At 67.8% G+C, this 25,456-nt stretch carries 23 protein-coding genes and 1 tRNA gene; 18 read left to right on the top strand and 6 right to left on the bottom strand.

Translation table 11 applies throughout. The features are described from left to right. Positions 1–20 precede the first annotated feature (20 nt). Positions 21–1,349: a DNA-processing protein DprA gene (dprA, locus tag VK92_RS17080; RefSeq protein ID WP_048025632.1), complete on the bottom strand. Its 1,329-nt coding sequence runs from the start codon at positions 1,347–1,349 to the stop codon at positions 21–23. 185 nt (positions 1,350–1,534) lie between these two features. Between dprA and def the strand changes: the two genes are divergently transcribed. From def to VK92_RS17010, 14 genes are all read left to right on the top strand, one after another. After that, a complete protein-coding gene (gene def / locus VK92_RS17075; protein WP_011353573.1) occupies positions 1,535–2,038 on the top strand; it encodes a peptide deformylase in 504 nt (167 codons plus the stop codon). Between the two features lie 34 nt (positions 2,039–2,072). Continuing rightward, positions 2,073–3,056 carry a methionyl-tRNA formyltransferase gene (gene fmt, locus VK92_RS17070; RefSeq protein ID WP_048025631.1) on the top strand — a complete coding sequence of 328 codons (984 nt, stop codon included), beginning with the start codon at positions 2,073–2,075 and terminating at the stop codon, positions 3,054–3,056. A gap of 120 nt (positions 3,057–3,176) precedes the next feature. Next, the gene (locus tag VK92_RS17065) at positions 3,177–3,812 is read left to right on the top strand and encodes a LysE family translocator (protein WP_021163983.1); all 636 of its coding nucleotides are present in this window, start codon (positions 3,177–3,179) and stop codon (positions 3,810–3,812) included. Positions 3,813–3,912: 100 nt separating this feature from the next. After that, positions 3,913–4,770, top strand: coding sequence for a zinc metalloprotease HtpX (gene htpX, locus VK92_RS17060; RefSeq protein WP_006485774.1), 858 nt, complete (start codon positions 3,913–3,915; stop codon positions 4,768–4,770). A gap of 220 nt (positions 4,771–4,990) precedes the next feature. Beyond that, positions 4,991–6,382 (top strand): 16S rRNA (cytosine(967)-C(5))-methyltransferase RsmB, encoded by a 1,392-nt coding sequence (rsmB, locus tag VK92_RS17055; protein ID WP_048025630.1) that lies wholly within the window; start codon positions 4,991–4,993, stop codon positions 6,380–6,382. Next, entirely contained in the window at positions 6,379–6,969 is a 591-nt protein-coding gene (locus VK92_RS17050) for a DUF4390 domain-containing protein (RefSeq protein WP_021163980.1), read from the top strand. The genes rsmB and VK92_RS17050 overlap by 4 nt, the downstream gene beginning before the upstream one ends. Further along, entirely contained in the window at positions 6,959–9,373 is a 2,415-nt protein-coding gene (esaS, locus tag VK92_RS17045) for a sensor histidine kinase EsaS (RefSeq protein ID WP_042978240.1), read from the top strand. The genes VK92_RS17050 and esaS overlap by 11 nt, the downstream gene beginning before the upstream one ends. Beyond that, on the top strand, positions 9,374–10,075 hold the full coding sequence (gene esaR / locus VK92_RS17040) for a response regulator transcription factor EsaR (RefSeq protein WP_021163978.1): 702 nt from the start codon (positions 9,374–9,376) through the stop codon (positions 10,073–10,075). A 60-nt stretch (positions 10,076–10,135) separates the two neighbouring features. Then, positions 10,136–10,211: transfer RNA gene (locus VK92_RS17035), tRNA-Phe, on the top strand. A 350-nt stretch (positions 10,212–10,561) separates the two neighbouring features. After that, entirely contained in the window at positions 10,562–11,296 is a 735-nt protein-coding gene (gene queC, locus VK92_RS17030; RefSeq protein WP_021163977.1) for a 7-cyano-7-deazaguanine synthase QueC, read from the top strand. Between the two features lie 75 nt (positions 11,297–11,371). Further along, complete coding sequence (queE, locus tag VK92_RS17025) at positions 11,372–12,004, top strand: 7-carboxy-7-deazaguanine synthase (protein WP_021163976.1); 633 nt, start codon at positions 11,372–11,374, stop codon at positions 12,002–12,004. Positions 12,005–12,022: 18 nt separating this feature from the next. Then, a complete protein-coding gene (queD, locus tag VK92_RS17020; protein ID WP_021163975.1) occupies positions 12,023–12,475 on the top strand; it encodes a 6-carboxytetrahydropterin synthase QueD in 453 nt (150 codons plus the stop codon). 303 nt (positions 12,476–12,778) lie between these two features. Further along, entirely contained in the window at positions 12,779–13,564 is a 786-nt protein-coding gene (locus tag VK92_RS17015) for an HpcH/HpaI aldolase family protein (RefSeq protein WP_021163974.1), read from the top strand. Then, on the top strand, positions 13,561–14,364 hold the full coding sequence (locus VK92_RS17010) for a tetratricopeptide repeat protein (RefSeq protein WP_021163973.1): 804 nt from the start codon (positions 13,561–13,563) through the stop codon (positions 14,362–14,364). The genes VK92_RS17015 and VK92_RS17010 overlap by 4 nt, the downstream gene beginning before the upstream one ends. 102 nt (positions 14,365–14,466) lie before the next feature. Here the strand turns inward: VK92_RS17010 and rodA are convergent, their stop codons facing one another. The 5 genes from rodA to VK92_RS16985 form a co-directional block, all read right to left on the bottom strand. Next, complete coding sequence (gene rodA, locus VK92_RS17005) at positions 14,467–15,615, bottom strand: rod shape-determining protein RodA (protein WP_021163972.1); 1,149 nt, start codon at positions 15,613–15,615, stop codon at positions 14,467–14,469. Positions 15,616–15,626: 11 nt separating this feature from the next. Continuing rightward, the gene (gene mrdA / locus VK92_RS17000) at positions 15,627–17,909 is read right to left on the bottom strand and encodes a penicillin-binding protein 2 (protein WP_048025629.1); all 2,283 of its coding nucleotides are present in this window, start codon (positions 17,907–17,909) and stop codon (positions 15,627–15,629) included. 108 nt (positions 17,910–18,017) lie between these two features. Continuing rightward, positions 18,018–18,530, bottom strand: coding sequence for a rod shape-determining protein MreD (gene mreD, locus VK92_RS16995; protein WP_009687274.1), 513 nt, complete (start codon positions 18,528–18,530; stop codon positions 18,018–18,020). After that, entirely contained in the window at positions 18,527–19,594 is a 1,068-nt protein-coding gene (mreC, locus tag VK92_RS16990; protein WP_048025628.1) for a rod shape-determining protein MreC, read from the bottom strand. The genes mreD and mreC overlap by 4 nt, the downstream gene beginning before the upstream one ends. A gap of 126 nt (positions 19,595–19,720) precedes the next feature. Further along, positions 19,721–20,764: a rod shape-determining protein gene (locus VK92_RS16985; RefSeq protein WP_004189550.1), complete on the bottom strand. Its 1,044-nt coding sequence runs from the start codon at positions 20,762–20,764 to the stop codon at positions 19,721–19,723. 367 nt (positions 20,765–21,131) lie between these two features. Here VK92_RS16985 and gatC point away from each other — a divergent pair, with 367 nt between their 5' ends. The 4 genes from gatC to VK92_RS16965 all read left to right on the top strand — a co-directional run bounded on the left by gatC (position 21,132) and on the right by VK92_RS16965 (position 25,425). Next, the gene (gatC, locus tag VK92_RS16980; RefSeq protein ID WP_027788858.1) at positions 21,132–21,431 is read left to right on the top strand and encodes an Asp-tRNA(Asn)/Glu-tRNA(Gln) amidotransferase subunit GatC; all 300 of its coding nucleotides are present in this window, start codon (positions 21,132–21,134) and stop codon (positions 21,429–21,431) included. Between the two features lie 65 nt (positions 21,432–21,496). Next, positions 21,497–22,987 (top strand): Asp-tRNA(Asn)/Glu-tRNA(Gln) amidotransferase subunit GatA, encoded by a 1,491-nt coding sequence (gene gatA, locus VK92_RS16975; protein ID WP_048025627.1) that lies wholly within the window; start codon positions 21,497–21,499, stop codon positions 22,985–22,987. A gap of 4 nt (positions 22,988–22,991) precedes the next feature. Continuing rightward, on the top strand, positions 22,992–24,467 hold the full coding sequence (gene gatB / locus VK92_RS16970) for an Asp-tRNA(Asn)/Glu-tRNA(Gln) amidotransferase subunit GatB (protein ID WP_048025626.1): 1,476 nt from the start codon (positions 22,992–22,994) through the stop codon (positions 24,465–24,467). Positions 24,468–24,585: 118 nt separating this feature from the next. Beyond that, entirely contained in the window at positions 24,586–25,425 is an 840-nt protein-coding gene (locus tag VK92_RS16965; RefSeq protein WP_021158565.1) for a polyphosphate kinase 2 family protein, read from the top strand. Positions 25,426–25,456 lie beyond the last annotated feature (31 nt).

Genomic DNA, 25,456 nt, shown 5'->3' with positions numbered 1-25,456 from the left:
CGTCGGCGGCTTGGCCGCCCCTATGCGGGGGAATGTAGCACGCCGTGCGCGGCCGGGGTGGGCGCTGCGTCAAGGCGCGCGAAGCGTCCGCCGGGGACGCTCGCGACGCGACCGGCCAGCTCGAGCGCAAGCAGCGCGCCGTGCAGCACGTCGTCGGCCAGGCCGCTGTGTTCGGCGAGCCATTCGTAGGTGACGGGGCCATATCCCAGCGCGGCGAGTACGGCCTGTTCGGACGGGCTGCAGGGTAGCGCCGGCGATGCCTCGACTCGCGCCGGCGGGCCGGCTGCAACGAGCGGATCGGCCGGATCGGCCTGCGTGACGCCGGCGGCCCCGGTTCCGCGGAGGCTGGCGGCGCTGGCGAGCTGATTTCCGGTGCACGATGCATCGCCCGCCGCGCGAACCGCCGGTTCGCCCAGCCCGTACTCCTCGAGCACGTCGAGCGGCGCCGCCGCCAGCTTCGCGCCGTCGTGGATCAGTGCGTGGCAGCCCTGCGCGAGGGGCGCGTGGATCGAGCCCGGCATCGCGAACACATCGCGCCCCAGTTCGTTCGCGAGCCGCGCGGTGATCAGCGAGCCGGAGCGCGGGGCGGCCTCGACGACGAGTACGCCGATCGCGAGTGCGGCGATCAGCCGGTTGCGTTGCGGGAAGTGTGCGGCGCGGGCCGGTGTGCCGAGCGGCCACTCCGACACGATCGCGCCGTGAGCGGCGATTTCGTGGGCGAGCGCACGGTGTCGCGCCGGATAGACGAGATCGGCGCCGGTCGCGATCACCGCGACCGTGCCTGACCGGCCGTCGAGCCCGCCGCGATGCGCGGCGCCGTCGATTCCGAGTGCGAGGCCCGACACGATCGGTAGCCCGGCGTCGGACAGCTCGCGGGCGAAGCGCGTCGCGTCGGCGAGACCCTGCGGCGTCGCGTGGCGGCTGCCGACCACGGCGAGGCTGCGCGCGTGCAGCAGGTCGAGACGGCCCTTTACATATAGCAGCGGCGGCGGATCGTGCAGGTCGCGCAGCCGCGGCGGATAGGCCGGATCGTTGAGCGTGACGAGCGCGTTGCCCGGCGCGTCGAGCCAGGCGAGCACGGCGTCGGTGCGCGCGTCGAGGTCGCCGCGCTCGCTCGCGCGCACGGCCTGGGCCGCGGCGGGGCTGGTTGCGGCGGCGATCGCCTCGCCGGACGCGCGCAGCAGCGCATCCGGCGAGCCGAACGCGTCGAGCAGGGCCTGCAGCACGGCGGGTGCGAGGCCGGGCGCATGCGCGAGCTGCAGCCACGCGCGCAGCGCGGAGGCGGTCAGCACTTGCGGCGACATGAGGCGCTCCTCGAATGCGGCGGCCAGCGGACCGCGTGGCGCCATGATAAAATTTTCATCATCCGAAATACTCGACAGGGCCGCGCGCGCAGGCGCCCGGCCAATTGCAGGAGGCGTGATCCGCGGCATTGATTCGCCGCGCGTCCGCCTCATCTTCATTGCATCCCGGCGGCACCGCCAGCTGGCCGGATGGCCGATGCGGCATGCCGCCCCACCGAATACCGAACGCCATGGCTTTACTCAATATTCTTCATTACCCCGACAAGCGGCTGCACAAGGTCGCAAAGCCCGTCGACAAGGTCGACGACCGGATCCGCAAGCTCGTCGCCGACATGGCCGAAACCATGTACGCGGCGCCCGGCATCGGCCTGGCGGCCACGCAGGTCGACGTGCACGAGCGCGTGATCGTGATCGACGTCTCCGAGGAGAAGAACGAGCTGCGCGCGTTCATCAACCCCGAGATCGTGTGGTCGAGCGACGAGAAGCAGATCTACGAAGAGGGTTGCCTGTCGGTGCCCGGCATCTACGACGAAGTCGAGCGTCCCGATCATGTGCGCGTGCGTGCGCTCAACGAGCAGGGCGAGACCTTCGAGCTCGACTGCGAGGGCCTGCTGGCCGTGTGCGTCCAGCACGAGATGGATCACCTGATGGGGCGCGTGTTCGTCGAATACCTGTCGCCGCTCAAGCAGACGCGCATCAAGACGAAGATGAAGAAACTCGAACGCGCGATGTGACGCGCGTTCGCCCTGCCCGACCCCGAAAGCTGTCATGACCCATACGTTGCGCGTGATTTTTGCCGGCACGCCGGAATTTGCCGCGGCTGCCCTGGCCGCGATCCACGAGGCCGGTTTTCCGGTGCCGCTCGTGCTGACCCAGCCCGATCGCCCTGCCGGGCGGGGGATGAAGCTGCAGGCAAGCGCGGTGAAGCGCTACGCCGTCGAGCACGGGATGCCCGTCGCGCAGCCGCCGTCGCTGCGGCGCACGGGCAAGTACCCGGCGGAGGCGGCCGACGCGATCGAGCTGCTGCGCTCGACTCCGCATGACGTGATGGTGGTCGCCGCATACGGCCTGCTGCTGCCGCAGGAGGTGCTCGACATTCCGCGTGGCGGCTGCATCAACATTCATGCATCGCTGCTGCCGCGCTGGCGCGGCGCCGCGCCGATCCACCGCGCGATCGAGGCCGGCGACGCCGAGACGGGCGTCACGCTGATGCAGATGGACATCGGCCTCGACACCGGCGCGATGATCGAGGAGGCGCGCATCGCGATCGCGCCGGACGAGACGACCGCGACCCTGCACGACCGGCTCGCTGCCGAAGGTGCGCGACTGATCGTCGACGCGCTCGTGCAGCTCGAGCGCGACGGTGTGCTGCCGGCCACGCCGCAACCGGCCGACGGCGTGACTTACGCGGAAAAGATCGGCAAGCACGAAGCGGCGCTCGACTGGCGCAAGCCGGCCGACGTGCTCGCGCGCCAGGTGCGTGCGTTCGATCCGTTCCCGGGCGGCGTCGCGACGCTCGATGGCGCGGCGATCAAGCTGTGGGCGGCCGAGCCCGTGGCGGCGCGCGGCGACGCGCTGCCCGGCACGATCGTCGAAGCCGCGCCGGAAGGCGTGGTCGTCGCGTGCGGCAGCGGTGCGCTGCGCATCACGCAGTTGCAGAAGCCGGGCGGCAAGCGGCTGCCCGCCCGCGAGTTCCTGGCCGGTTCGCCGCTCGCCGCGGGCCAGCGTTTTGCGCTGACCGACGTTGCCTGAGGCGGCCTGACCGCCATTCGACACGGCCTGCCGGGCATGCGCAATCGGCCGGACGGCCGAGTCGCACGGTACGGCAGGCGCGCGTAGAATTTCCCTGCGCTCTCCGGTTTCGAGGTTTTCATGTTCGGCATCACCCATTTCGGCTTCTTCGTGCTGGCAGTCTTCCTGCTGAACGTCACGCCCGGCCCCGATACGGCCTATATCGTCGGCCGCAGTGTCGCGCAGGGCCGCGGCGCGGGGCTGATGTCGGCGTTGGGCATTTCGGCCGGCTGCTGCGTGCACGCGCTCGCCTGCGCATTCGGCCTGACCGCGCTGCTCGCGGCATCGGCTGCCGCGTTCACGGTGATCAAGCTGGTGGGTGCCGCCTACCTGATCTACCTCGGCGTGCGGATGATCATCGCGAAGCAGGCGGCCGAGCCGTCGGGCAAGGCGGCCGCGCAAGCCGCGAAGCCGCTGCGCCAGCTGTTCATGCAGGGTTTCTGGACCAACGTGCTGAACCCGAAGGTGGTGCTGTTCTTCGTGTCGTTCTTCCCGCAATTCGTGTCGGCCGACAGCCCGCACAAGGCATTGGCGTTCCTGACCCTCGGCGGCGTGTTCGTCGCGATGAGCACGGTATGGACCAGCTTCGTCGCCTGGGTCGCGGGCAGTGTCACGGCGCGCTTTTCCGGCAAGCCGGGTGTCAGGAAGTGGCTCGACCGCACGGTCGGCAGCGCTTTCGTCGGCCTCGGCCTTCGTCTTGCGGCATCGCAACGCTGAGATTGAATTTTTCCGGCAAGACCTTATCTAACAAATCGCTTACAATTTTCCGCCGTGCCTTGTGACGTGCGGCGGGTCCCCTGACGGATAAGGAGTGGGTATGTTCAATTGGGTCAAAACGGCGATGCTGATGGCCGCGATCACGGCCCTGTTCATCGTGATCGGCGGGATGATCGGCGGCTCGCGCGGCATGACGATCGCGCTGCTGTTCGCGCTCGGCATGAATTTCTTCTCGTACTGGTTCTCCGACAAGATGGTGCTGCGCATGTACAACGCGCAGGAAGTCGACGAGAACACGGCGCCGCAGTTCTACCGGATGGTGCGCGAGCTGGCCACGCGCGCGAACCTGCCGATGCCGCGCGTCTACCTGATCAACGAGGATGCACCGAACGCGTTCGCGACGGGCCGCAACCCCGAGCACGCGGCGGTCGCCGCGACGACGGGCATCCTGCGCGTACTGTCGGAGCGCGAGATGCGCGGCGTGATGGCGCACGAGCTTGCACACGTGAAGCATCGCGACATCCTGATCTCGACGATCACCGCGACGATGGCGGGCGCGATCTCGGCGCTCGCGAACTTCGCGATGTTCTTCGGCGGGCGCGACGAGAACGGCCGGCCGGCCAATCCGATCGCGGGTATCGCGGTCGCGCTGCTCGCGCCGATCGCCGGCGCGCTGATCCAGATGGCGATCTCGCGGGCACGCGAGTTCGAGGCCGACCGCGGCGGCGCGCAGATTTCCGGCGATCCGCAGTCGCTCGCGACCGCGCTCGACAAGATCCATCGTTATGCGGCAGGCATTCCGTTCCAGGCGGCGGAAGCGCATCCGGCCACGGCGCAGATGATGATCATGAATCCGCTGCATGGTGGCGGATTGCAGAACCTGTTCTCGACGCACCCGGCCACCGAGGAACGCATCGCGCGCCTGATGGAGATGGCGCGTACCGGCCGCTTCGATTGAGCCACGGCAACCCCGTGCGGCAGTTGCCGCTCGGGGGCCGCTACGCCACCCCGCACGCTTCGCGCTGCGGGGTTTTCATTTGTGCGTGCCGTAAAGGGGCCAAAGGGGCTGCAACGTCGCACGCTACAATGCCCGGTTTGGGATCGCGGGGCCACGCGAGTGCCGCGATCCCGCCGTTTGCCGTATTGGCTTGCCGCGCTTGTTTGCCGAATTTGCTCCGATGACACGAACCCGTTCTACCGCTCCGTCTTCTTCCGGCCGCCCGGCGCGCCTGTCCGCGCTGCATCTCGCGCCCGATTCGCTCGGCTTCGCGCTCGACGCGGCCGCGCAGGCGGTCGATGCGGTACGACGCGGCACCGCGCTGCCGGCGGCACTCTCGGCGGTTTTCGCGCAGATGGCGTCCGGTACGCAGGCCCTTGCGCGCGGTGCGACGCAGGACGTCGCCTACCGGACGATGCGCCGTCTCGGCAGTGCGGACTGGCTGATCGGCCGGCTCGTCAGCAAGGCGCCGCCCGCGCACGTGCATGCAGTCCTTGCCGGCGCGCTCGCGCTGTTGCTCGATCCGGCGGACGAGGCCGCGTATCCGCCGTTCACGGTGGTCGACCAGGCCGTGACCGTGATCGGCGCCCGCCGCGAATGCGCGTTCGCGAAGGGGATGGTCAATGCGGTGTTGCGCCGTTTCCTGCGCGAGCGCGACGCGCTCGTCGCGGCGCTGCAGGACGATGTCGTCGCGCGCTGGAATTACCGCGCGTGGTGGGTCGATTCGGTGAAGCGCGCGTGGCCCGACACATGGCAGGCGATCCTCGCGGCCGGCGAGCGCCAGGGGCCGCTCACGCTGCGCGTGAATGCGCGCCGCGCGAGCGTCGACGCGTATCTCGATACGCTGCGGGCGAGCGGAATCGAAGCGACCGCGATCGGCAAGCATGCCGTGCGGCTCGCGTCGGCGCTGCCGGTCGATCGCATGCCGGGGTTTGCCGACGGCGTCGTGTCGGTGCAGGATGCCGGTGCGCAGCTCGCAGCCGAATGGCTTGGCGCGCGTGACGGCATGCGCGTGCTCGACGCATGCGCGGCACCCGGCGGCAAGACCGGTCATATCCTCGAACTCGCCGATGCGGAAGTCGTTGCGCTGGAAAGCGACGCCGCGCGCGCGGCGCGGATCGGCGAGAACCTCGTGCGGCTGTCGCTCGCGGCGGACGTGCGCGTCGGCGATGCGGGTGCGCCCGACGCGTGGTACGACGGGCGCCCGTTCGATCGTATCCTGGCCGACGTGCCGTGCTCGGCGTCCGGTATCGTGCGTCGTCACCCGGACATCCGCTGGCTGCGCCGCGAGGCCGACATTCCGGCGCTCGTCGCGGAACAGCGTCGCATCCTGTCGGCGTTGTGGCCGCTCGTGAAGCCGGGCGGCGAACTGCTTTACGTGACCTGTTCGGTCTTCCCCGAAGAAGGCGAATTGCAGGCCCGCTGGTTTGAAGCGGCCTGTGAAGATGCGGTACGATTGGACGCCCCCGGCCAACTGCTGCCGGGCGGAGTGCAGGGAGGGGCGGCCGCCGGCGCACTCGACCAGAACACCGATCACGACGGATTTTTCTACGCGCGGTTTCAGAAACGGTGACGATCAAACACCTTTTTCCACTTCGGCTCGCGGCCGTCCTGATGGTCGCGTTGACGCTGTGCCTGGCTGTCGTGCGGCCGGCGCATGCCGAGTCGATCGCCGTGCAGCGCGCGTCGCTCCAGGCCGACGGAAGCGGCTGGAGCCTCGACGCCCGCTTCGATTTCGAACTGAACCCGAGCCTCGAGGATGCCGTCAACAAAGGCATTCCGGTGTATTTCACGACGGATTTCGAGTTGAGCCGCGCGCGCTGGTACTGGCTTGACGAACAGCCGGTATCGGTGTCGCAGACGATCCGCCTGTCGTTCCAGCCGCTCACGCGCGAGTACCGCGTGTCGACGGGCGGCCTGCAGCTCGGTTTCCCGTCGCTGAAGGATGCGCTCGCGGTCGTCAGGCACATCACGTCGTGGCACGTGATCGACCGCAGCCAGGTGCGCTCGGGCGAAACCTACACGGCATCGGTGCGGATGCAGCTCGATACGGCGCTGATGCCGAAGCCGTTCCAGGTCGATGCGGTGAACAACCGCGACTGGACGCTCGGGTCGGACTGGAAGCGCTTCAACTTCACGGTGACCGAACGTGCTAAATAAAGTGCGCCGCGCGGCCAGCGGGAAGAGCCTCCTCGTTCGCGTGATCGTCTCGACCGTCGCGCTCACCGCGCTGCTGCTGCTCGTGCTGCTCGCGGCCGCGAGCGCGAACACCGAATTCTTCGATCGCTACTACTCGTGGCTGTACGCGACGAACATCGTCGTCGCGCTCGTGTTCCTGCTCGTGGTGCTCGGGCTGATCGGGATGATCGTCGTGCGCCTGAGGAAGGGCAAGTTCGGCACGCGGCTGCTCGCGAAGCTTGCGGTGTTCTTCGCGCTCGTCGGCGTGGTGCCGGGCGGGATCATCTACATCGTGTCGTACCAGTTCGTGTCGCGCAGCATCGAGTCGTGGTTCGACGTGAACGTCGAGACGGCGCTGACGGCCGGCCTGAATCTCGGCCGCGGGATGCTCGATGCGTCGCTGTCCGATCTGCAGACGAAGGCGCGGCTGATGTCCGACCAGCTCGCGAGCGCCGACGCGAACACGAACGGCACGACGCTCACGCTGCTGCGGCTGCGCGACCAGTTCGGCGTGCAGGACGCGACGATCGTCGAGCCGAGCCGCGGCGGCTCGGGTGCGGCGCCCGACCTGCACATCGTCGCGCAGGCGTCGGGCAATTTCGCCGCGCTGATTCCGGACGACCTGCCGACGCCGCTGATGCTGAGCCAGGCGCGCGAACACGGCGCGTACGCGGCCATCGAAGGCGAAGTCGACGGCGACCCGCGTGCGCACGGCGCGAAGGGCGCGCTGCGGCTGCGCGTCGTGCGGCCGATTCCCGATGCGACGACATCGCTGCTGCAGCCGGCGGAGCGTTTCCTGCAACTCACGCAGCCGGTGCCGCCAACGCTCGCGCACAACGCGGATGCCGTGCAGCGCGCGTATCGCGAGTACCAGGAAAAGGCGCTTGGCCGCACGGGGCTGCGCAAGATGTACATCGGCACGCTGACGCTCGCGCTGTTCCTCGCGACCTTCATCGCGATGATGCTCGCGCTTGCGCTCGGCCAGCAGCTCGCGCGGCCGCTGTTCCTGCTCGCACAGGGCACCAAGGAGATCACGGAAGGCGACTACACGCCGAAGCGCGAGATCAAGACGCGCGACGAGCTTGGCTTCCTCACGCAGTCGTTCAACGCGATGACGCGCCAGTTGTCCGAGGCGCGGCTCGCGGTCGAGAAGAACCGCATCGCGCTCGAGCATTCGAAGACGTATCTCGAGAGCATCCTCGCGAACCTGACGGCCGGCGTGTTCGTGCTCGACCGCCAGTTCCGGCTGACGACGGCCAATCGCGGCGCCGAGCGGATCTTCCGGCAGCCGTTCAATGCGCTGATCGGCACGACGCTCGACCGGATCGGCGTGGCCGCCGGGTTCGGCGCGATGGTGCGCAAGGCGTTCGCCGATCGCGAGGCGGCATCCGACGGCGGCAGCGGCGATCGCGGCCACTGGCAGCAGCAGTTCGCGATCGAGATGCCGGGCGAAACCGAACCGCTGACGCTGCTCGTGCGCGGCGCGCGCCTCGTGTCGACGGTCGAGGGGCAGGCCGACGATCCGCAGACGTCCGGTTACGTCGTCGTGTTCGACGACATCTCCGACGTGATTTCCGCGCAGCGTTCGGTCGCGTGGGGCGAGGTCGCGCGGCGGCTCGCGCACGAGATCAAGAATCCGCTGACGCCGATCCAGCTGTCGGCCGAGCGGTTGCAGATGAAGCTGTCCGACAAGCTCTCGCCGTCCGACGCGGATGTGCTCAAGCGCGGCGCGACGATGATCGTCAACCAGGTGGCCGCGATGAAGCGGATGGTCGACGATTTCCGCGAATACGCGCGCACGCCGCCGGCGGTGCTCGCGAACCTGCAGTTGAACGAACTGGCGAGCGAGGTGCTCGGGCTGTACGGGGTGGGCGAAGGCAAGAGCGCGATCGTCGCCGAGCTCGCGCCGTCGCTGCCGGTGATTCGCGGTGACGCGACGCAATTGCGCCAGGTGATTCACAACCTGCTGCAGAATGCGCAGGATTCGGTCGCGGAGTCGGCGCATCCGCGTGTGTTGATCGAAACCAAGACAGTAGAATATGGCGATCCCGACGCCGAGGGCAAAACGCGCGTCGCGGTACGTCTTACCGTGTCCGACAACGGGCCCGGTTTTCCGGCGCGCATCCTGACCCGTGCGTTCGAGCCTTATGTGACGACGAAGGCGAAGGGCACGGGGCTGGGGTTGGCCACGGTCAAGAAAATCGTCGATGAGCACGGTGCGCGGATCGATCTGCGCAATCGCATGCACGGCGAGACCGTCGAGGGTGCGCAGGTGTCGATTCTGTTCCTGCAGATGGCGAGCGATGCGCCAGGCGCCGAATCGGGCGTGCAGGACGGGACGGCTCCCGCCAAGACAAAAGCAAGTGAGCAGACAAAGGCAGCGTAAATGGCAACCATCCTGGTGGTAGATGATGAAATGGGCATCCGGGAATTGCTCTCGGAGATCCTCAGCGATGAAGGACATGTCGTCGAGGCAGCGGAGAACGCGCAGGCCGCGCGGGAATACCGGTTGAATCAGGCGCCCGATCTCGTGCTGCTCGATATCTGGATGCCCGATACCGACGGCGTGACGTTGCTCAAGGAGTGGGCGGCGCAAGGGCTGCTGACGATGCCCGTGATCATGATGTCCGGGCACGCGACGATCGATACGGCCGTCGAGGCAACGAAGATCGGCGCGCTCGATTTCCTCGAGAAGCCCATCGCGCTGCAGAAGCTGCTGAAGTCCGTCGAGCACGGCCTCGCACGCGGTGCGGCGCCGGTGTCCGCGAACGCGGCGGCGAAGGCCGGTGCGGGGCAGGCGGCGGGCCCCGCGGCGGTCGCATCCGCGGCCGCGCTGCCGACGCTCGGCGACGACATGGCTTCGGCACTCGGCCTCGCGGGCCAGACGGCCGCGATCCCGTTCGACATCCCGTTGCGTGAAGCGCGCGATGCGTTCGAGCGCGCGTACTTCGAATATCACCTCGCGCGCGAAAACGGCAGCATGACGCGCGTCGCGGAGAAGACGGGCCTCGAGCGCACGCACCTGTATCGCAAGCTCAAGCAGCTCGGTGTCGAGCTCGGCAAGAAACCGTCCGAAGGCGCCGTATAAAATATTTTGCGAAAACACTTGCTCAGGTACGAATAGCTCGATATACTTTCATTCTTCGTTGGCCCGGTAGCTCAGTTGGTAGAGCAGCGGATTGAAAATCCGCGTGTCGATGGTTCGATTCCGTCCCAGGCCACCAGAATTAAAACCCCAAGAATCGGAAGGTTCTTGGGGTTTTTCGTTTGTGGTGGGGTTGGCGTGATAGGGCCCGCGTGCCCGGCAGTATTCGTGAGGGCATGATAAAATCCGTGTCCGCTCAATAACTTAGCGCATCGCTTCATGCGCACGGCAGGCTGCCAGCGTGGCGCCGCCGTGGCGCGCGGCAACGATGCCGCGCGATGGGCGGTATAAGCGCTCCGCCGCGTTCGCGGCCGATTGCGCTGCCTATACTGGTCGAGCCGGCCCAGGCCGGCACGCGTCGGGCCGCCCGGCGGCAGCCGGCCCCGGGGCGCAGCGCGACGCGAGCCTACACATTCACGGAGTATCACGGTGATTCGGACAGACGCTAAAGACGGCGCGCTCGTGTTGTTTTCCGGCGGGCAGGACTCGGCCACGTGCGTGGCATGGGCCCTCGAACGCTACCAGACGGTCGAGACGCTCGGCTTCGATTACGGCCAGCGCCACCGCGTCGAGCTCGAATGTCGCGAAGGCGTGCGCGAAGCACTGAAGCGCGATTTTCCCGCATGGTCGGACCGGCTCGGCGACGATCACATGATCGACCTGTCGGTGCTCGGCGCGATCAGCGATACCGCGATGACGCGCACGATCGAGATCGAGACGGCGGCGAACGGCTTGCCGAACACGTTCGTGCCGGGCCGCAACCTGATGTTCATGACGATCGCCGCGGCGATCGCCTATCGCCGCGGGTTGCGTGTGCTGGTCGGCGGAATGTGCGAGACCGATTTCTCGGGCTACCCCGATTGCCGCGACGACACGATGAAGGCGCTGCAGGTCGCGCTGAACCTCGGGATGGACACGCGCATCGTGCTCGAGACGCCGCTGATGTGGCTCGACAAGGCGCAGACGTGGCAGCTCGCCGAGCAGCTCGGCGGCGAAGCGCTCGTCGAACTGATCCGCGTCGAGACGCACACGTGCTACGTGGGCGAGCGCGCGGAATTGCACGAATGGGGCTTCGGCTGCGGCGAATGCCCTGCCTGCAAGCTGCGCAAGCGCGGCTACGAGGCTTACCTGAAGGGCGAGCGGGTGACCGAAGCGCCGCTGTGACGCGGGTGCGCCGGCAGCGCTGGATGAATAACGGATTCTGATCGACAACGAGCGGCGCGAGCCGGACGAAGCACGATGACTTACGCGGTCAAGGAAATTTTCTACACGTTGCAGGGCGAGGGCGCGAACGCGGGCCGGCCGGCCGTGTTCTGCCGGTTCGCCGGCTGCAACCTGTGGTCGGGCCGCGAAGAGGATCGTGCGGAGGCTGTGTGCCGCTTCTGCGATACCGACTTCGTCGGCACCGACGGCGAGAACGGCGGCAAGTTCAAGGACGCCGAAGCACTCGTCGCGACGATCGCCGGCCTGTGGCCGGAGGGCGAGGCGCACCGCTTCGTCGTCTGCACGGGCGGCGAGCCGATGCTGCAACTCGACCAGCCGCTCGTCGACGCGTTGCACGCGGCCGGCTTCGAGATCGCGATCGAGACCAACGGTTCGCTGCCGGTGCTCGAATCGATCGACTGGATCTGCGTGAGCCCGAAGGCCGACGCGCCGCTCGTCGTCACGAAGGGCAACGAACTGAAGGTCGTGATCCCGCAGGACAACCAGCGGCTGGCCGACTACGCGAAGCTCGACTTCGAGTATTTCCTCGTCCAGCCGATGGACGGCCCGTCGCGCGACCTCAATACGAAGCTCGCGATCGACTGGTGCAAGCGTCATCCGCAGTGGCGGCTGTCGATGCAGACCCACAAATATCTGAACATTCCCTGAGCCACGGCTTTTGACATCGTGCTGATTACCCGAAAACTCGAATTCGACGCGGGCCACCGCATTCCCGATCACCGCAGCCAGTGCCGGAACCTGCATGGTCATCGTTACGTGCTCGAAGTCACGCTGCGCGGCGATCTCGTCGATACCGAGGGGGCCCCCGACCGCGGCATGGTGATGGATTTCGCCGACGTGAAGGCGCTCGCGATGGAGCACCTGGTCGGCAAGTGGGACCACGCGTTCCTGGTCTACGCCCGCGACGAGGTCGTGCGCTCGTTCCTCGAGCAGATGGCCGACCACAAGACGGTCGTGATCGACCGGATCCCGACCGTCGAGAACCTCGCGGCGATCGCGTTCGACATCCTCGCGAACGTGTACGACGCGCACTACGGCGTGAACCTGCGGCTCGAGCGCGTGCGCCTGTACGAAACGCCGAACTGCTGGGCCGACGTCGAACGCCAGCCCGGCCGCTGATCCCGCCTTCCCGGCAGCCCCGCCAGCCGGCGCGGGCTGCCTGACGCCGCACCCCGCGGCTTCGTCCCGCTTCCCGTCCGTTCCCACATTCCGCGTAACGCCGCGCTATGATCGTTGCGTGGCGCCGGAAAACGCGGCCGTGCGCGATCGCGCGGCCGGCGCTGTCAGATCGGCCGTCCACGGCCGACCAACGATCCAGGGCCCGGTCCTGGCGCCGCCGTGCTTCGCTGCCCGGCGTGTCGCGCTCCGCTTTGCCCGTTGCTTGTCCCGTTCGATTGCCGTTCCGTCCAGGAGGCCGTATCGATGAGCACGCTCACCAATTCCCTCAAACAACGCCTGCACGACGGCGACGACCCGTTGTACGGCCTGTGGCTGTCGCTCGGCAGCGACTCGGCCGCGGAAGCGCTCGCGCATGCCGGCTACGACTGGCTCTGCATCGACATGGAGCACGCGCCGAACGACAGCCGCGATGTTGCATCGCAGTTGCGCGCGATCGCGGCCGCCCATCTGCCGAGCGAACCCGTCGTGCGCGTGCCGGCGCGCGAGCCGTGGCTCGTGAAGCGGGCGCTCGATGCCGGCGCGCGCACGCTGATGTTTCCATGCATCGAGACGGTCGACGACGCCGCGCACGCGGTGCGGTTGACGCGCTATCCGTCGCCCGAGTCGCCGGACGGGCTGCGCGGTGTCGCGGGCATGGTGCGCGCGGCGGCGTTCGGGATGCGCCGCGATTACGTGCAGACGGCGAACGCGCAGGTCGCGGTGATCGTGCAGATCGAATCGGCGCGCGGCGTCGACGAAGTGGAGCGGATTGCGGCGCTGCCCGGCGTCGACTGCCTGTTCGTCGGCCCGGCCGATCTCGCGGCGAGCCTCGGGCATCTCGGCGACATCCGCCACCCGGACGTCGAAACCGCGATGGCGCGCGTGCTCGCGGCCGGCCGGCAGGCCGGCGTCGCGGTCGGCATCTTCGCGGGCGATACGGCGGCCGCGCGCCAGTATCGCGAGGCCGGCTACCGGATGATCACGCTGTCGGCCGACGTCAGCTGGCTGTTGCGCGCCACGCGGCAGGCGCTGCAGGAGGTACGGTCATGAACGATGGCGACGGCGCGCGCCGTGGGCGCGTGCAGGGTGGGGCCGGGGCGCGCAGGCGGATCGGCGCGATGCTCGGCCGGTGGTGCGTGTGTGGCGTCTATGGCGTGTATGGCGTATGTATGGCAGCCGGCACACCGGGCGCGCCGCAAGCGAAGTCCGATCCATCGCGCGAGACGCAATCGGCGGTCGCCGACTACAACGCCGGCGACTATCGCGCGGCGCTGGTGCAGTTCCACGACGCGGCCGAGCGCGGCGACCGTCTCGCGCAATTCAACTACGCGATGATGCTGCTGACGGGCGAAGGCGTGACGGCGAACGTCGACGAAGGGCTGCGCTGGCTGAAGCGCGCGGCCGACGCGAACATGTCGCATGCGCAGTACGTGTACGGGCGGATGCTCGACGACGGCGAGTTCGTCGCGCGCAATCCGGCCGAAGCGCATCGCTGGTTCCTGCGGGCGGCGAAGCAGGGGCACGTGCAGGCCGCGCTGTCGCTCGCGAACCAGTTCCTCGACGGGCGCGGCACGCCGCGCGACAACCGGCAGGCGTTCACGTGGTACAAGCAGGCCGCTGACGCGGGCGAGCCGACCGCGCAGTACGTGACCGCGTCGTTCTACGAGCGTGGGGGCGACGGCGTCGCGCAGAACCTGAACATCGCGCGGGCCTATTACGCGGCGGCGGCCGCGCAGGGCGACGAGACGGCCGGGCTGAAATTCAAGGAGCTGAGTGCGCGGCTGAAGGTGCAAGGGTCGGCGTCGGGTGCCGGCGCGGAGCCGGGCGGCCCGCGCGCGCCGGCGCCGTGAACGGAGGTCGCGCCGCACCGCGCCGCCGCGTTCGGCAACGACGGTCGAAAAAAAACGGCGCCGGGGCGCCGTTTTTCGTTCTGCGATGCGTGCATGCCGCGGTCAGCTCTTCATCAACCGCCGCTGCCGCCCGACGCTCATGATCATCCCGATCGCGATGCCGAGCGTCGTGAGCGCCGTGCCGCCATAACTCATGAACGGAAGCGGCACGCCGACGACCGGCAGCACGCCACTCACCATCCCGATGTTGACGAACGCATAGACGAAGAACGCGAGCGTGAGCGAACCCGCGAGCAGGCGGCCGAACAGCGTCGCGCCCTGCGCGGCGATATAGAGCCCGCGTGCGATCAGCGCCATGTAAAGCGTCAGCAGCACGAGCCCGCCGACGAGCCCCCATTCCTCGGAGAACACCGCGAAGATGAAGTCGGTGTGCTTCTCCGGAATGAACTCGAGGTGCGCCTGCGTGCCTTTCAGGTAGCCCTTGCCGAGCACGCCGCCCGAGCCGATCGCGATCACGGCCTGGATCGTGTGGAAGCCCTTGCCCAGCGGGTCGGAAGTCGGGTCGAGCAGCGTGCACACGCGGTGCTTCTGGTAGTCGTGCATCAGCGGCCACTGCACTTCGGGCTGGCAGATGCGCTCCTCGAACACGGCGATCGAGCCGACCGCGATCACGCCCGCGACGAGCACCGGCACGATCAGCTTGAACGACAGGCCGGCGAGGTAGATCACGAAGAAGCCGGCCGCGAACACGAGCAGGCCCGTGCCGAGGTCGGGCTGCTTGGCGATCAGCCCGACCGGCACCATCAGGATCCCGAACGCGGCGATGAAGTCGTACCAGCGCAGCCCGCCTTCGCGGCGCTGGTAGTACCACGCGAGCATCAGGGGTGTCGCGATCTTGAGGATCTCCGACGGCTGGATCACGACGCCGACGTTCAGCCAGCGCTTCGCGCCTTTCTTGGTCATCCCGAACAGCGCGACCGCGACCAGTAGCGCGACCCCGAACGTGTAGAGCGGGACCGCGAAGCGCATCAGCGTCGTGGGCGGGATGTTGGCGATCACCCACATCAGCACGAACGTCAGCAGGATGTTGCGCAACTGGTCCTCGACGCGGCCCGGCATGTCGATCGCCGCGCTGTACAGCGTGACGATGCCGACGCATAGCAGCAGGAACACGATGAGGGCGAGCGGGCGGTCGAAGCCCGCGAACATCTGCTTGATCTTGTCGAGCCAGGCGCGCTTGTCGAATTGCATGCCTTTCTCCGTTAATGAGCGGTGCCGGCGTCCGCCGCCTTCGCGGGGGCCGTCGCACGGTGGTTGTCGTCACGCGGCGTGGCGACGAGCGGCTGCGCGTCACTGGCGGGCCGGCGCGGCCGGTGCGGGCGCCGGATCGGCGGCAGGCTCGCGGCCCGCGGCGCATCGGCACCGGCGCTGGCCGGCGAGGCGGCGCTTGCACCGGCGGCCGACGCTTCGGAGGCCGCGGCGGCCGATGCCGCTTCCGCCGCACTGGCCGCGCTCGGCACGACCGGCTGCGGCAGCGCCGTGAAGCCGGCCGCGACGGCGGCGGGCCGGTTCGCGTCGCCGATCACCGGCGCGTTGACGGGTTCGGTCGCCGACGCCGCGGCAGCCACGGCCGCGGCCTCGTTCTGCGGGTTCTGGCGGTCGACGAGATAGAAGTCGAGCACGCGGCGCGCGATCGGGCCCGCGGCCTGCGCCCCCCAGCCGCCGTTCTCGACGACCAGCGCGACGGCGATCTGCGGATGGTCGACCGGTGCGTACGCGATGAACAGCGCGTGGTCGCGCAGGTGCTCGGCGAGCAGGTGGCCCTTGTAGTTGGAGCCTTGCAGCGAGAACACCTGCGCGGTGCCGGTCTTGCCGGCGGCGAGGTACGGCGCGCCGCGGAACACCTTGTACGCAGTGCCGGAAGGGTTCTCGATCACGTTCTCCATCCCGCGCTTCACGACGTCGATGTCGGCCTGCTTGAGCGGGATCACTTCGCTTTCCTTCGGCACGGTCAGGCGGCGCCCGCGCGTGATCGGATCCTCGATTTCCTTCACCAGGTGAGGCTTCATCACGACGCCGTTGTTCGCGAGCGTCGCGGTCGCGTGCGCGAGCTGCAGGATCGTGAACGAGTTGTAGCCCTGGCCGATCCCGAGGCTGATCGTCTCGCCGTCGAACCACTTCTGCTGCGCGGCCTTCTTGAACGCCTTCTTCTTCCAGTCGGTCGACGGCAGGATCCCGCGCGCCTCGCCCTGGATGTCGATCCCGGTGATCTGGCCGAAGCCGAACGGCTTCATGAAGTTCGCGATCGCGTTCACGCCGAGGTCGCGTGCGAGCATGTAGAAGTAGGTGTCGTTCGACACCATGATCGCCTTGTTCATGTCGACCCAGCCCTGGCCCGAGCGCACGTCGTTGCGGAACGTGTGGCCGCCGAACGTGAAGTAGCCGGGATCCTGGAAGCCCCAGCCCGGCGTGCGCTTGCCGAGCGTCAGGCCGGCGAGCGCCATGAACGGCTTGTACGTCGAGCCGGGCGGGTAGGTGCCGTGCAGCGGGCGGTTCAGCAGCGGCTTGTCGGTCGAGTTGTTCAGCTCGTCCCAGGTCTGCTGGTCGATGCCGTCGACGAACGAGTTCGGGTCGAAACTCGGCGACGACACGAACGCGAGCACGTCGCCCGTCTTCGGCTCGATCGCGACCAGCGCGCCGCGCTTGCCGGCGAACGCCTGCTCGGCGACCTGCTGCAGCCCGATGTCGAGCGACAGCACGAGGTTGTTGCCGGGCGTCGCCTGCGTGCGCGACAGCGTGCGCACCGGCCGGCCGCCGGCCGTCACCTCGACTTCCTCGAAGCCCGTCAGCCCGTGCAGCTCGGTTTCGTAGCTCTGCTCGACGCCGATCTTGCCGATGTAGTCGGTGCCCTTGTAGTTGTTCGCGTCGCGGCGCGGATCGTAGTTTTCCTGGTCGCTGTCGTTGTCGTCGCTCATCGCGTCGATGCGATCCTGGTCGCGCTTCGAGATCCGGCCGATGTAGCCGATCACGTGCGCGGCCGTCGTGCCGAGCGGATATTGGCGGAACAGCCGCGCGCGCACGTCGACGCCGGGGAAGCGGAAGCGCTGCGCGGTGAAGCGCGCGACTTCCTCGTCGGTGAGCCGGGTGCGGATCGGCAGGCTCTCGAAGTTCTTCGAGTCTTCCTGCAGCTTCTTGAAGCGGCGGCGGTCGCGCGCGTCGATCGGGATGATCTCGGACAGCTTGTCGATCGTGTTCTCGAGCGTGTCGTCGAGCTTCGACGGCGTGATTTCGAGCGTATAGGCCGAATAGTTCTTCGCGAGGATCACGCCGTTGCGGTCGGTGATGATCCCGCGGTTCGGCACGATCGGCGCGACCGAGATGCGGTTTTCCTCGGCCTGCAGTGCGTATTTGCCGTGCTGCATCAACTGCAGGTAGAAAAAGCGGCTCGCGAGCAGCCCGAAGCAGACGAACACGAACACGCCCGCCGCCGCGACGCGCAGGCGGAACTTCGAGAGCTGCTGTTGGGTGTCGTTGAATTCGGTCATGCGGTTACGATCGATCTGGCCCGCAGCACGGTGTGCGGCTGCGGGCGAGGGGCCGCCCCGGAGCGCGGCGGGCGTGGAGGCGGCGGGTAGTCAAGGCAGGCCCCGGGTTCAGATGGGGCGCGTATCGTCCGGATCGACCGGGCGGCGTTGCGGCATCAGCAGCAGGTGGCTCGCGATCGGCCACAGCGCCGCCTCGACGAAGCCGTCGACCAGGTAGCGCCAGCCCGGGAACGCGGCGCCCATCACGAGGCGGATCACGAACGGGACGAGCTGCGCGACGACCAGCAGCGGCGTGACGTACAGCACCTGCACGCCGATCGGCATCCACAGCACGCGACGGTGGATCGTGATCGCGCCGTACGACAGCAGCGTATAGGCGAGCGCATGCTCGCCGAGCAGCCCCGCGTCATGCACGTCCATCAGGATGCCGAGCGCGAACGCGACGCCCATCCCGACCTTGCGCGGCTGGTGGATGTTCCAGAACAGCAGCACGAGCGCGACGAAGTCGGGCACGCCGGGCAGGCGGCCCCACGGCATCAGGTTCAGCAGGAACGCGGCGGCGAGGCTGAAGACGATGAAGTACGGATTGACCGGCTGCAGGATGTATTGCGGGCGATTCATCGCTGGGCTCCTGGTTGCCCGGCCGCGGGCTTCGCGGGCGCGGCGGCGGGCTTGGCCGCAGGCGCCGGCGCGGCAGGTGCCGGCCTGGCGCCGGGCTGGGCCGCGGCGGCCGGCTTCGCGCCGGCGTCGCCCTTGTCGCCCTTCTCGCCTTTCGCGGCGGCTTTCGCGCCTTTCTTGCCCTTCGCGTTCTTGTCGGCGGCCGGATCGGGCTCGGCCGGGCGCGGCGGAATGTCGTTCTGGTAATGCAGCACGAGCATCTGGCGCGCGCCGCGCACGGCGGCGATCGGCGCGCAGGTCACGCGCGCGAATGCGGTATCGGCGAGCTTGTCGACGCGTACGACCTTCGCGACCGGCAGGCCGGGCGGATAGACGCCGTCGAGGCCGCTCGTGACGAGCTCGTCGCCGACGACGAGATCCGCGCTCGTCGGCACGAAGCGCAGGTCGAGCGAATCGCCCTTCGGCGTGCCGTAGATCACGCTGCGCAGGCCGGTGCGCAGCACCTGCACGGGAATCGCGAGATCGCGGTCGGTGACCAGCGTGACTTCGGACTGCAGCGGGAACACGCGCGTGACCTGGCCGACCACGCCGTTCTCGCTGACGACGGGCGCGCCGTTCTGGATGCCCTGCTGCGAACCCTGGCCGATCACGATCTTCTGCGTGAACGGATCGCTCGTGTCGTACTGGATCTCGGCCGGCGTCGATTGCGTCGCGATGTGCTGGCGCAGCTCGAGCACGGCGCGCAGGTGTGCGTTCTCCTGCGCGAGCACGGCGGCCTGGTTGGCCTGCGTGGACAGCTGCAGGTTGCGCTTGCGGAGATCGTCGTTGTCGTGGCGCAGCGACGCGCCGGTGACGGCGATGTCGGCCGCGCCCATGAACAGGTCGCGCGGCACGAGCGCGGCGCGCTGCAGCGGATAGAGCACGGTGCCGAGCACGCCGCGGACGATTTCGAGCGTGTTGAAGCGCGCGTCCGACACCAGCAGTGCGATCGCGACGGCGACGAAGAAGATGAGCCGCGCGAGCGCGGGCGGGCCTTGCTTGAAGAGGGGCGGCGGACTGTATTCCATGGTCGGCGCCGGGCGCGAACGATCGGTTAAATGAAGCTCAGACGCGCAAACGGCGCGGCGGTTCGTTCTGAATGAGCGAGCCGGCCACGCCGCGGGTGCGTCATGTCAGGAAGACTGCCTAGACGATCACTCGTACGAGAAGATGCTGCCCAGCTTGTCCATGCGTTCGAGCGCCATGCCCGAACCGCGCACGACGCAGGTGAGCGGATCTTCCGCGACGAGCACCGGCAGGCCGGTTTCTTCCGCGAGCAGGCGATCGAGGTCGCGCAGCAGCGCGCCGCCGCCCGTCAGCATCATCCCGCGTTCGGCGATGTCGGCGCCGAGTTCCGGCGGCGTCTGTTCGAGCGCGATCTTCACCGACGACACGATCTGGTTCAGCGGATCGGTCAGCGCTTCGAGGATTTCGTTGCTGGAGATCGTGAAGCTGCGCGGAATGCCTTCCGACAGGTTGCGGCCCTTCACTTCCATTTCCTTGACTTCGGAGCCCGGGAACGCGGAGCCGATTTCCTTCTTGATCGCCTCGGCGGTCTGCTCGCCGATCAGCATCCCGTAGTTGCGGCGGATGTAGTTGACGATCGCCTCGTCGAACTTGTCGCCGCCGACGCGCACCGAGCCTTTGTAGACGATGCCGCCGAGCGAGATCACGCCGACTTCCGTCGTGCCGCCGCCGATGTCGACGACCATCGAGCCGGTGGCTTCCGACACCGGCAGGCCCGCGCCGATCGCGGCCGCCATCGGCTCCTCGATCAGGTAGACCTGCGACGCGCCGGCGCCGTGCGCCGCTTCCTTGATCGCGCGGCGCTCGACCTGGGTCGAGCCGCACGGCACGCAGATGATGATGCGCGGCGACGGCGAGAACATGCGCGACTCGTGGGCCGTCTTGATGAACTGCTTGATCATCTGCTCGGTGACGGTGAAGTCGGCGATCACGCCGTCCTTCATCGGGCGGATCGCCTCGATGTTGCCCGGTACCTTGCCGAGCATCTGCTTGGCTTCCTTGCCGACTGCCTGGATCGTCTTCTTGCCGTTGGGGCCGCCTTCCTGGCGGATCGACACGACGGACGGCTCATCGAGCACGATGCCCTTGCCGCGCATGTAGATCAGGGTGTTTGCGGTGCCGAGGTCGATCGCGAGATCGTTGGAGAAGTAGCTGCGCAAAAAACCGAACATTCAGAATCCTGTTTCGCTCTGGGCCGGCCCTGCATAGCGAGCGCTGAGGGCGGCAGCGGAAAAAATAACAGCCTCGGGAAGCGTGGCGGAAGCGGCCGCCGCGGCGCACGAAGCTGCGAGTGATGTCTACCGGGGATCGCACGAAGCACGCACGGCTTGCCGAAGCGGGGCGAAACGGTGCGGGAAAAGGCTGCCGGGTTTGGGTCGAACGCGTAATGATACCTTATAATTTCACGGTATTTGAATCGAAACGGGCGGTATTTTTGCCGCTTCGGCCCCGATTTTTGAGGGTGGGATCGCACCCTCCAACCCCCCGCCGCAGTGCTGCTTTCGATGCATTGCGCAGTCTTGTTTTTCCGGTGATCGCATGGCCCTGACCCTGACCGATGTGAAACGCATCGCGCACCTGGCGCGACTCGAAATGGCCGACGCCGACGCCGAGCACATGCTCGGCCAGCTCAATGATCTCTTCGGCCTCGTCGAGCAGATGCAGGCGGTCGACACCGCCGGCATCGCGCCGCTCGCCCACCCGATCGAACAGATCCAGGAAGTCGCGCAGCGCCTGCGCGACGACGCCGTGACGGAAGTCGTCAATCGCGACGACAACCAGCGTCCGGCGCCGGCCGTCCAGGACGGCCTCTATCTCGTGCCGAAGGTGATCGAGTAAGCATTCGACGACAAGCGCGCCGGCCAGCGCCGCGCGCCACCCAGAATTCCCAGGAAAACCACTCAATGCACGCAAAAAGCCTGACCGAACTGCGCGCCGCGCTCGCCGCCAAGGAATGCTCGGCCGTCGAGCTCGCGCAGCTCTACCTGAAACGGATCGACGCCGCGCGCGACCTGAACGCGTTCGTCCACGTCGATGCCGACCTGACTCTCGCGCAGGCGAAAGCTGCCGACGCGGAACTCGCGCGCGGCGCGGGCGGCGCGCTCACCGGCCTGCCGATCGCGCACAAGGATGTGTTCGTCACGCGCGGCTGGCACTCGACCGCCGGCTCGAAGATGCTCGCGAACTACGCGAGCCCGTTCGACGCGACCGTCGTCGCCCGCCTGCAGGCGGCCGGCATGGTCACGCTCGGCAAGACCAACATGGACGAGTTCGCGATGGGCTCGTCCAACGAGAACTCGGCGTTCGGCGCGGTGAAGAACCCGTGGGACACGAACGCCGTGCCGGGCGGCAGCTCGGGCGGCAGCTCGGCCGCCGTCGCCGCGCGCCTCGCGCCGGCGGCAACCGGCACCGACACCGGCGGCTCGATCCGCCAGCCCGCGTCGTTCGCGGGCGTGACGGGCATCAAGCCGACCTACGGCCGCGTGTCGCGCTACGGGATGATCGCGTTCGCGTCGTCGCTCGACCAGGGCGGCCCGATGGCGCAGAGCGCGTCCGACTGCGCGCTGCTGCTGAATGCGATGGCCGGCTTCGACGAGCGCGACTCGACGAGCCTCGACCGCGACGACGAAGACTTCACGCGCCACCTCGGCCAGCCGTGGGCGGCCGGCAACGATGCGGGCAAGCCGCTCGCGGGCCTGCGCATCGGCCTGCCGAACGAGTATTTCGGCGACGGCCTGGCCGACGACGTACGCGCGACGATCGACGCGGCACTGAAGCAGTATGAAGCGCTCGGCGCGACGCTCGTGCCCGTGTCGCTGCCGAAGACGGAGCTGTCGATCCCCGTGTATTACGTGATTGCGCCGGCCGAGGCGTCGTCGAACCTGTCGCGGTTCGACGGCGTGCGTTTCGGCCACCGCGCCGCGCAATACGGCGACCTGCTCGACATGTACAAGAAGTCGCGCGCGGAAGGCTTCGGCCCCGAGGTGAAGCGCCGGATCCTGGTCGGCACGTACGTGCTGTCGCACGGCTACTACGACGCGTACTACCTGCAGGCGCAGAAGATCCGCCGCATCATCGCGAACGATTTCCAGGAAGCGTTCAGGACCTGCGACGTGATCATGGGCCCGGCCTCGCCGACGGTCGCATGGGATCTCGGTTCGAAGGGCGACGATCCGGTGCAGATGTATCTCGCGGATATCTACACGCTGTCGGTGAGCCTCGCGGGCCTGCCCGGCATGAGCGTGCCGTGCGGCTTCGGCGCCGGCGCGAACGCGAAGCGCCCGGTCGGCCTGCAGATCATCGGCAACTATTTCAACGAAGCCCGGATGCTGCAGGTCGCCGACGCGTTCCAGCGCGCGACCGACTGGCACAAGCAAGTTCCGGCAGGGGTGTAAGCACATGGCTACTCAGTGGGAAGTCGTTATCGGTCTCGAGACGCACGCGCAACTGTCGACCGTCTCGAAGATTTTCTCGGGCGCGTCGACGCAGTTCGGCGCCGAGCCGAACACGCAGGCGTGCCCGGTCGACCTGGCGCTGCCGGGCGTGCTGCCGGTGTTGAACCGCGGTGCGGTCGAGCGGGCAATCCGCTTCGGCCTCGCGATCGGCTCGACCATCGCGCCGCGCAGCATCTTCGCGCGCAAGAATTATTTCTACCCCGATCTGCCGAAGGGTTATCAGATCAGCCAGTACGAGATTCCGGTCGTGCAGGGCGGCCAGATCACGATCCAGGTGCCCGCCAACGAAAAGGCCGGCAAGGAAGCGTACGAGAAGACGGTCAACCTGACCCGCGCGCACCTCGAGGAAGACGCGGGCAAGTCGCTGCATGAAGACTTCGCCGGGATGACCGGGATCGACCTGAACCGCGCAGGCACGCCGCTGCTCGAGATCGTCACCGAGCCGGAAATGCGCAGCGCGGCCGAGGCCGTGGCCTATGCGAAGGCGCTGCACGGGCTCGTCGTGTGGCTCGGCATCTGCGACGGCAACATGCAGGAAGGCTCGTTCCGCTGCGACGCGAACGTGTCGGTGCGCCCGGTCGGCCAGGAGAAGTTCGGCACGCGCGCGGAAATCAAGAACCTGAACTCGTTCCGGTTCCTCGAGGAAGCGATCAACTACGAAGTGCGTCGCCAGATCGAGCTGATCGAGGACGGCGGCGAAGTCGTGCAGGAAACGCGCCTCTACGATCCGGACAAGCGCGAGACGCGCTCGATGCGCAGCAAGGAAGACGCGCACGACTACCGTTACTTCCCCGACCCCGACCTGATGCCGCTCGTGATCGGCCAGGACTGGATCGAGCGCGTGCAGTCCGGGATGCCCGAGCTGCCGGCCGCGATGCAGCAGCGCTTCGTCGACGAGTACGGCGTGTCCGCGTACGACGCGGGCGTGCTGACGTCGAGCAAGGCGATGGCCGCGTATTTCGAGTCGGTGGTCGCGAAGGCCGGCGCCGCGAACGCGAAGATCGCCGCGAACTGGCTGATGGGCGACGTATCGTCGCAACTGAACCGCGACGGCATCGAGATCGACGCGATCCCCGTGTCGGCCGCGCAGCTCGCGCTGCTGCTGCAGCGCATCGCCGACGGCACGATCTCGAACAAGATCGCGAAGGAGATCTTCGTGACGATCTGGGACGAGAAGCCGGACGACGAAGGCGCGGCCGACCGCATCATCGACGCGAAGGGCCTGAAGCAGATCTCTGACACCGGCGCGCTGGAAGCGATCATCGATGAAGTGCTCGCGGCGAACGCGAAGTCGGTCGAGGAATTCCGCGCGGGCAAGGAAAAGGCGTTCAACGCGCTGATCGGCCAGGCGATGAAGGCGACCAAGGGCAAGGCCAACCCGCAGCAGGTCAACGAACTGCTGAAGAAGAAGCTCGGCTGAGCATGACCGCGCGCCTGAACCGCGCTTGACGACGGGCCGCCTCGAACCAGTTCGGGGCGGCCCGTTGCGTTTGGCGGATGCGTTATCGTATGCGTCACACCGTCCAACGGAGGAACGAATGGCGAAACAACCCGCGCTCGACGATTTCCGCGTGCCTTATTTCACGCGCGAGAAGGAAGCCGCCGCATTCAAGCTCGATGCGTTCGACCCGGCCGCGAAGCCGTTTTCGTCCGGCTCGAAGGACGACGACCGCGAACGGCTGTCGGCCGTGTCGACCGAACTCGACGTGCAGCAGGAGCGCCTGCACACGCAGCAGAAGAAGCGCGTGCTGCTCGTGCTGCAGGGGATGGACACCAGCGGCAAGGACGGCACCGTGCGCGCGGTGTTCCGCGAGGTCGATCCGCTCGGCCTGCGCGTCGTGCCGTTCAAGGCGCCGACGCCGATCGAGGCCGCGCACGACTTCCTGTGGCGCGTGCATGCGCAGGTGCCGGCCGCGGGCGAGCTCGCGATCTTCAACCGCAGCCACTACGAAGACGTGCTCGTGCCGCGCGTGCTCGACCTGATCGACGCGAAGGAATGCGAGCGCCGCTACCGGCAGATCCGCGATTTCGAGACGATGCTGGTCGAGAACGGCACGACGATCATCAAGTGCTTCCTGCACATCTCGAAGGACGAGCAGCGCGCGCGGCTGCAGGCGCGCATCGACGATCCGACCAAGCACTGGAAGTTCGACATCTCGGATCTCGACGCGCGCAAGCACTGGGACGCGTACCAGTCCGCGTACCGCGACGCGCTTGCCGCGACGTCCGCCGAGCATGCGCCGTGGTACGTGATCCCGGCCAACTCGAAGACGCACCGCAACGTGATGATCGCCGAGCTGCTGCTGCGCACGATGACCGACATGAAGCTGGAATTCCCGCCGCCGAAGCCCGAGCTCGAAGGCGTGAAGATCCGTTAAGCTGCCCCCCTGTAAAACATCGAACTGAACG

The organism is Burkholderia sp. LK4 (assembly GCF_001043615.1).
In the GTDB taxonomy this organism is placed as follows: domain Bacteria; phylum Pseudomonadota; class Gammaproteobacteria; order Burkholderiales; family Burkholderiaceae; genus Burkholderia; species Burkholderia cepacia.
The sequence above is the reverse complement of the archived record's forward strand: the minus strand, read 5'-3'. Positions and strand labels throughout refer to the sequence as shown.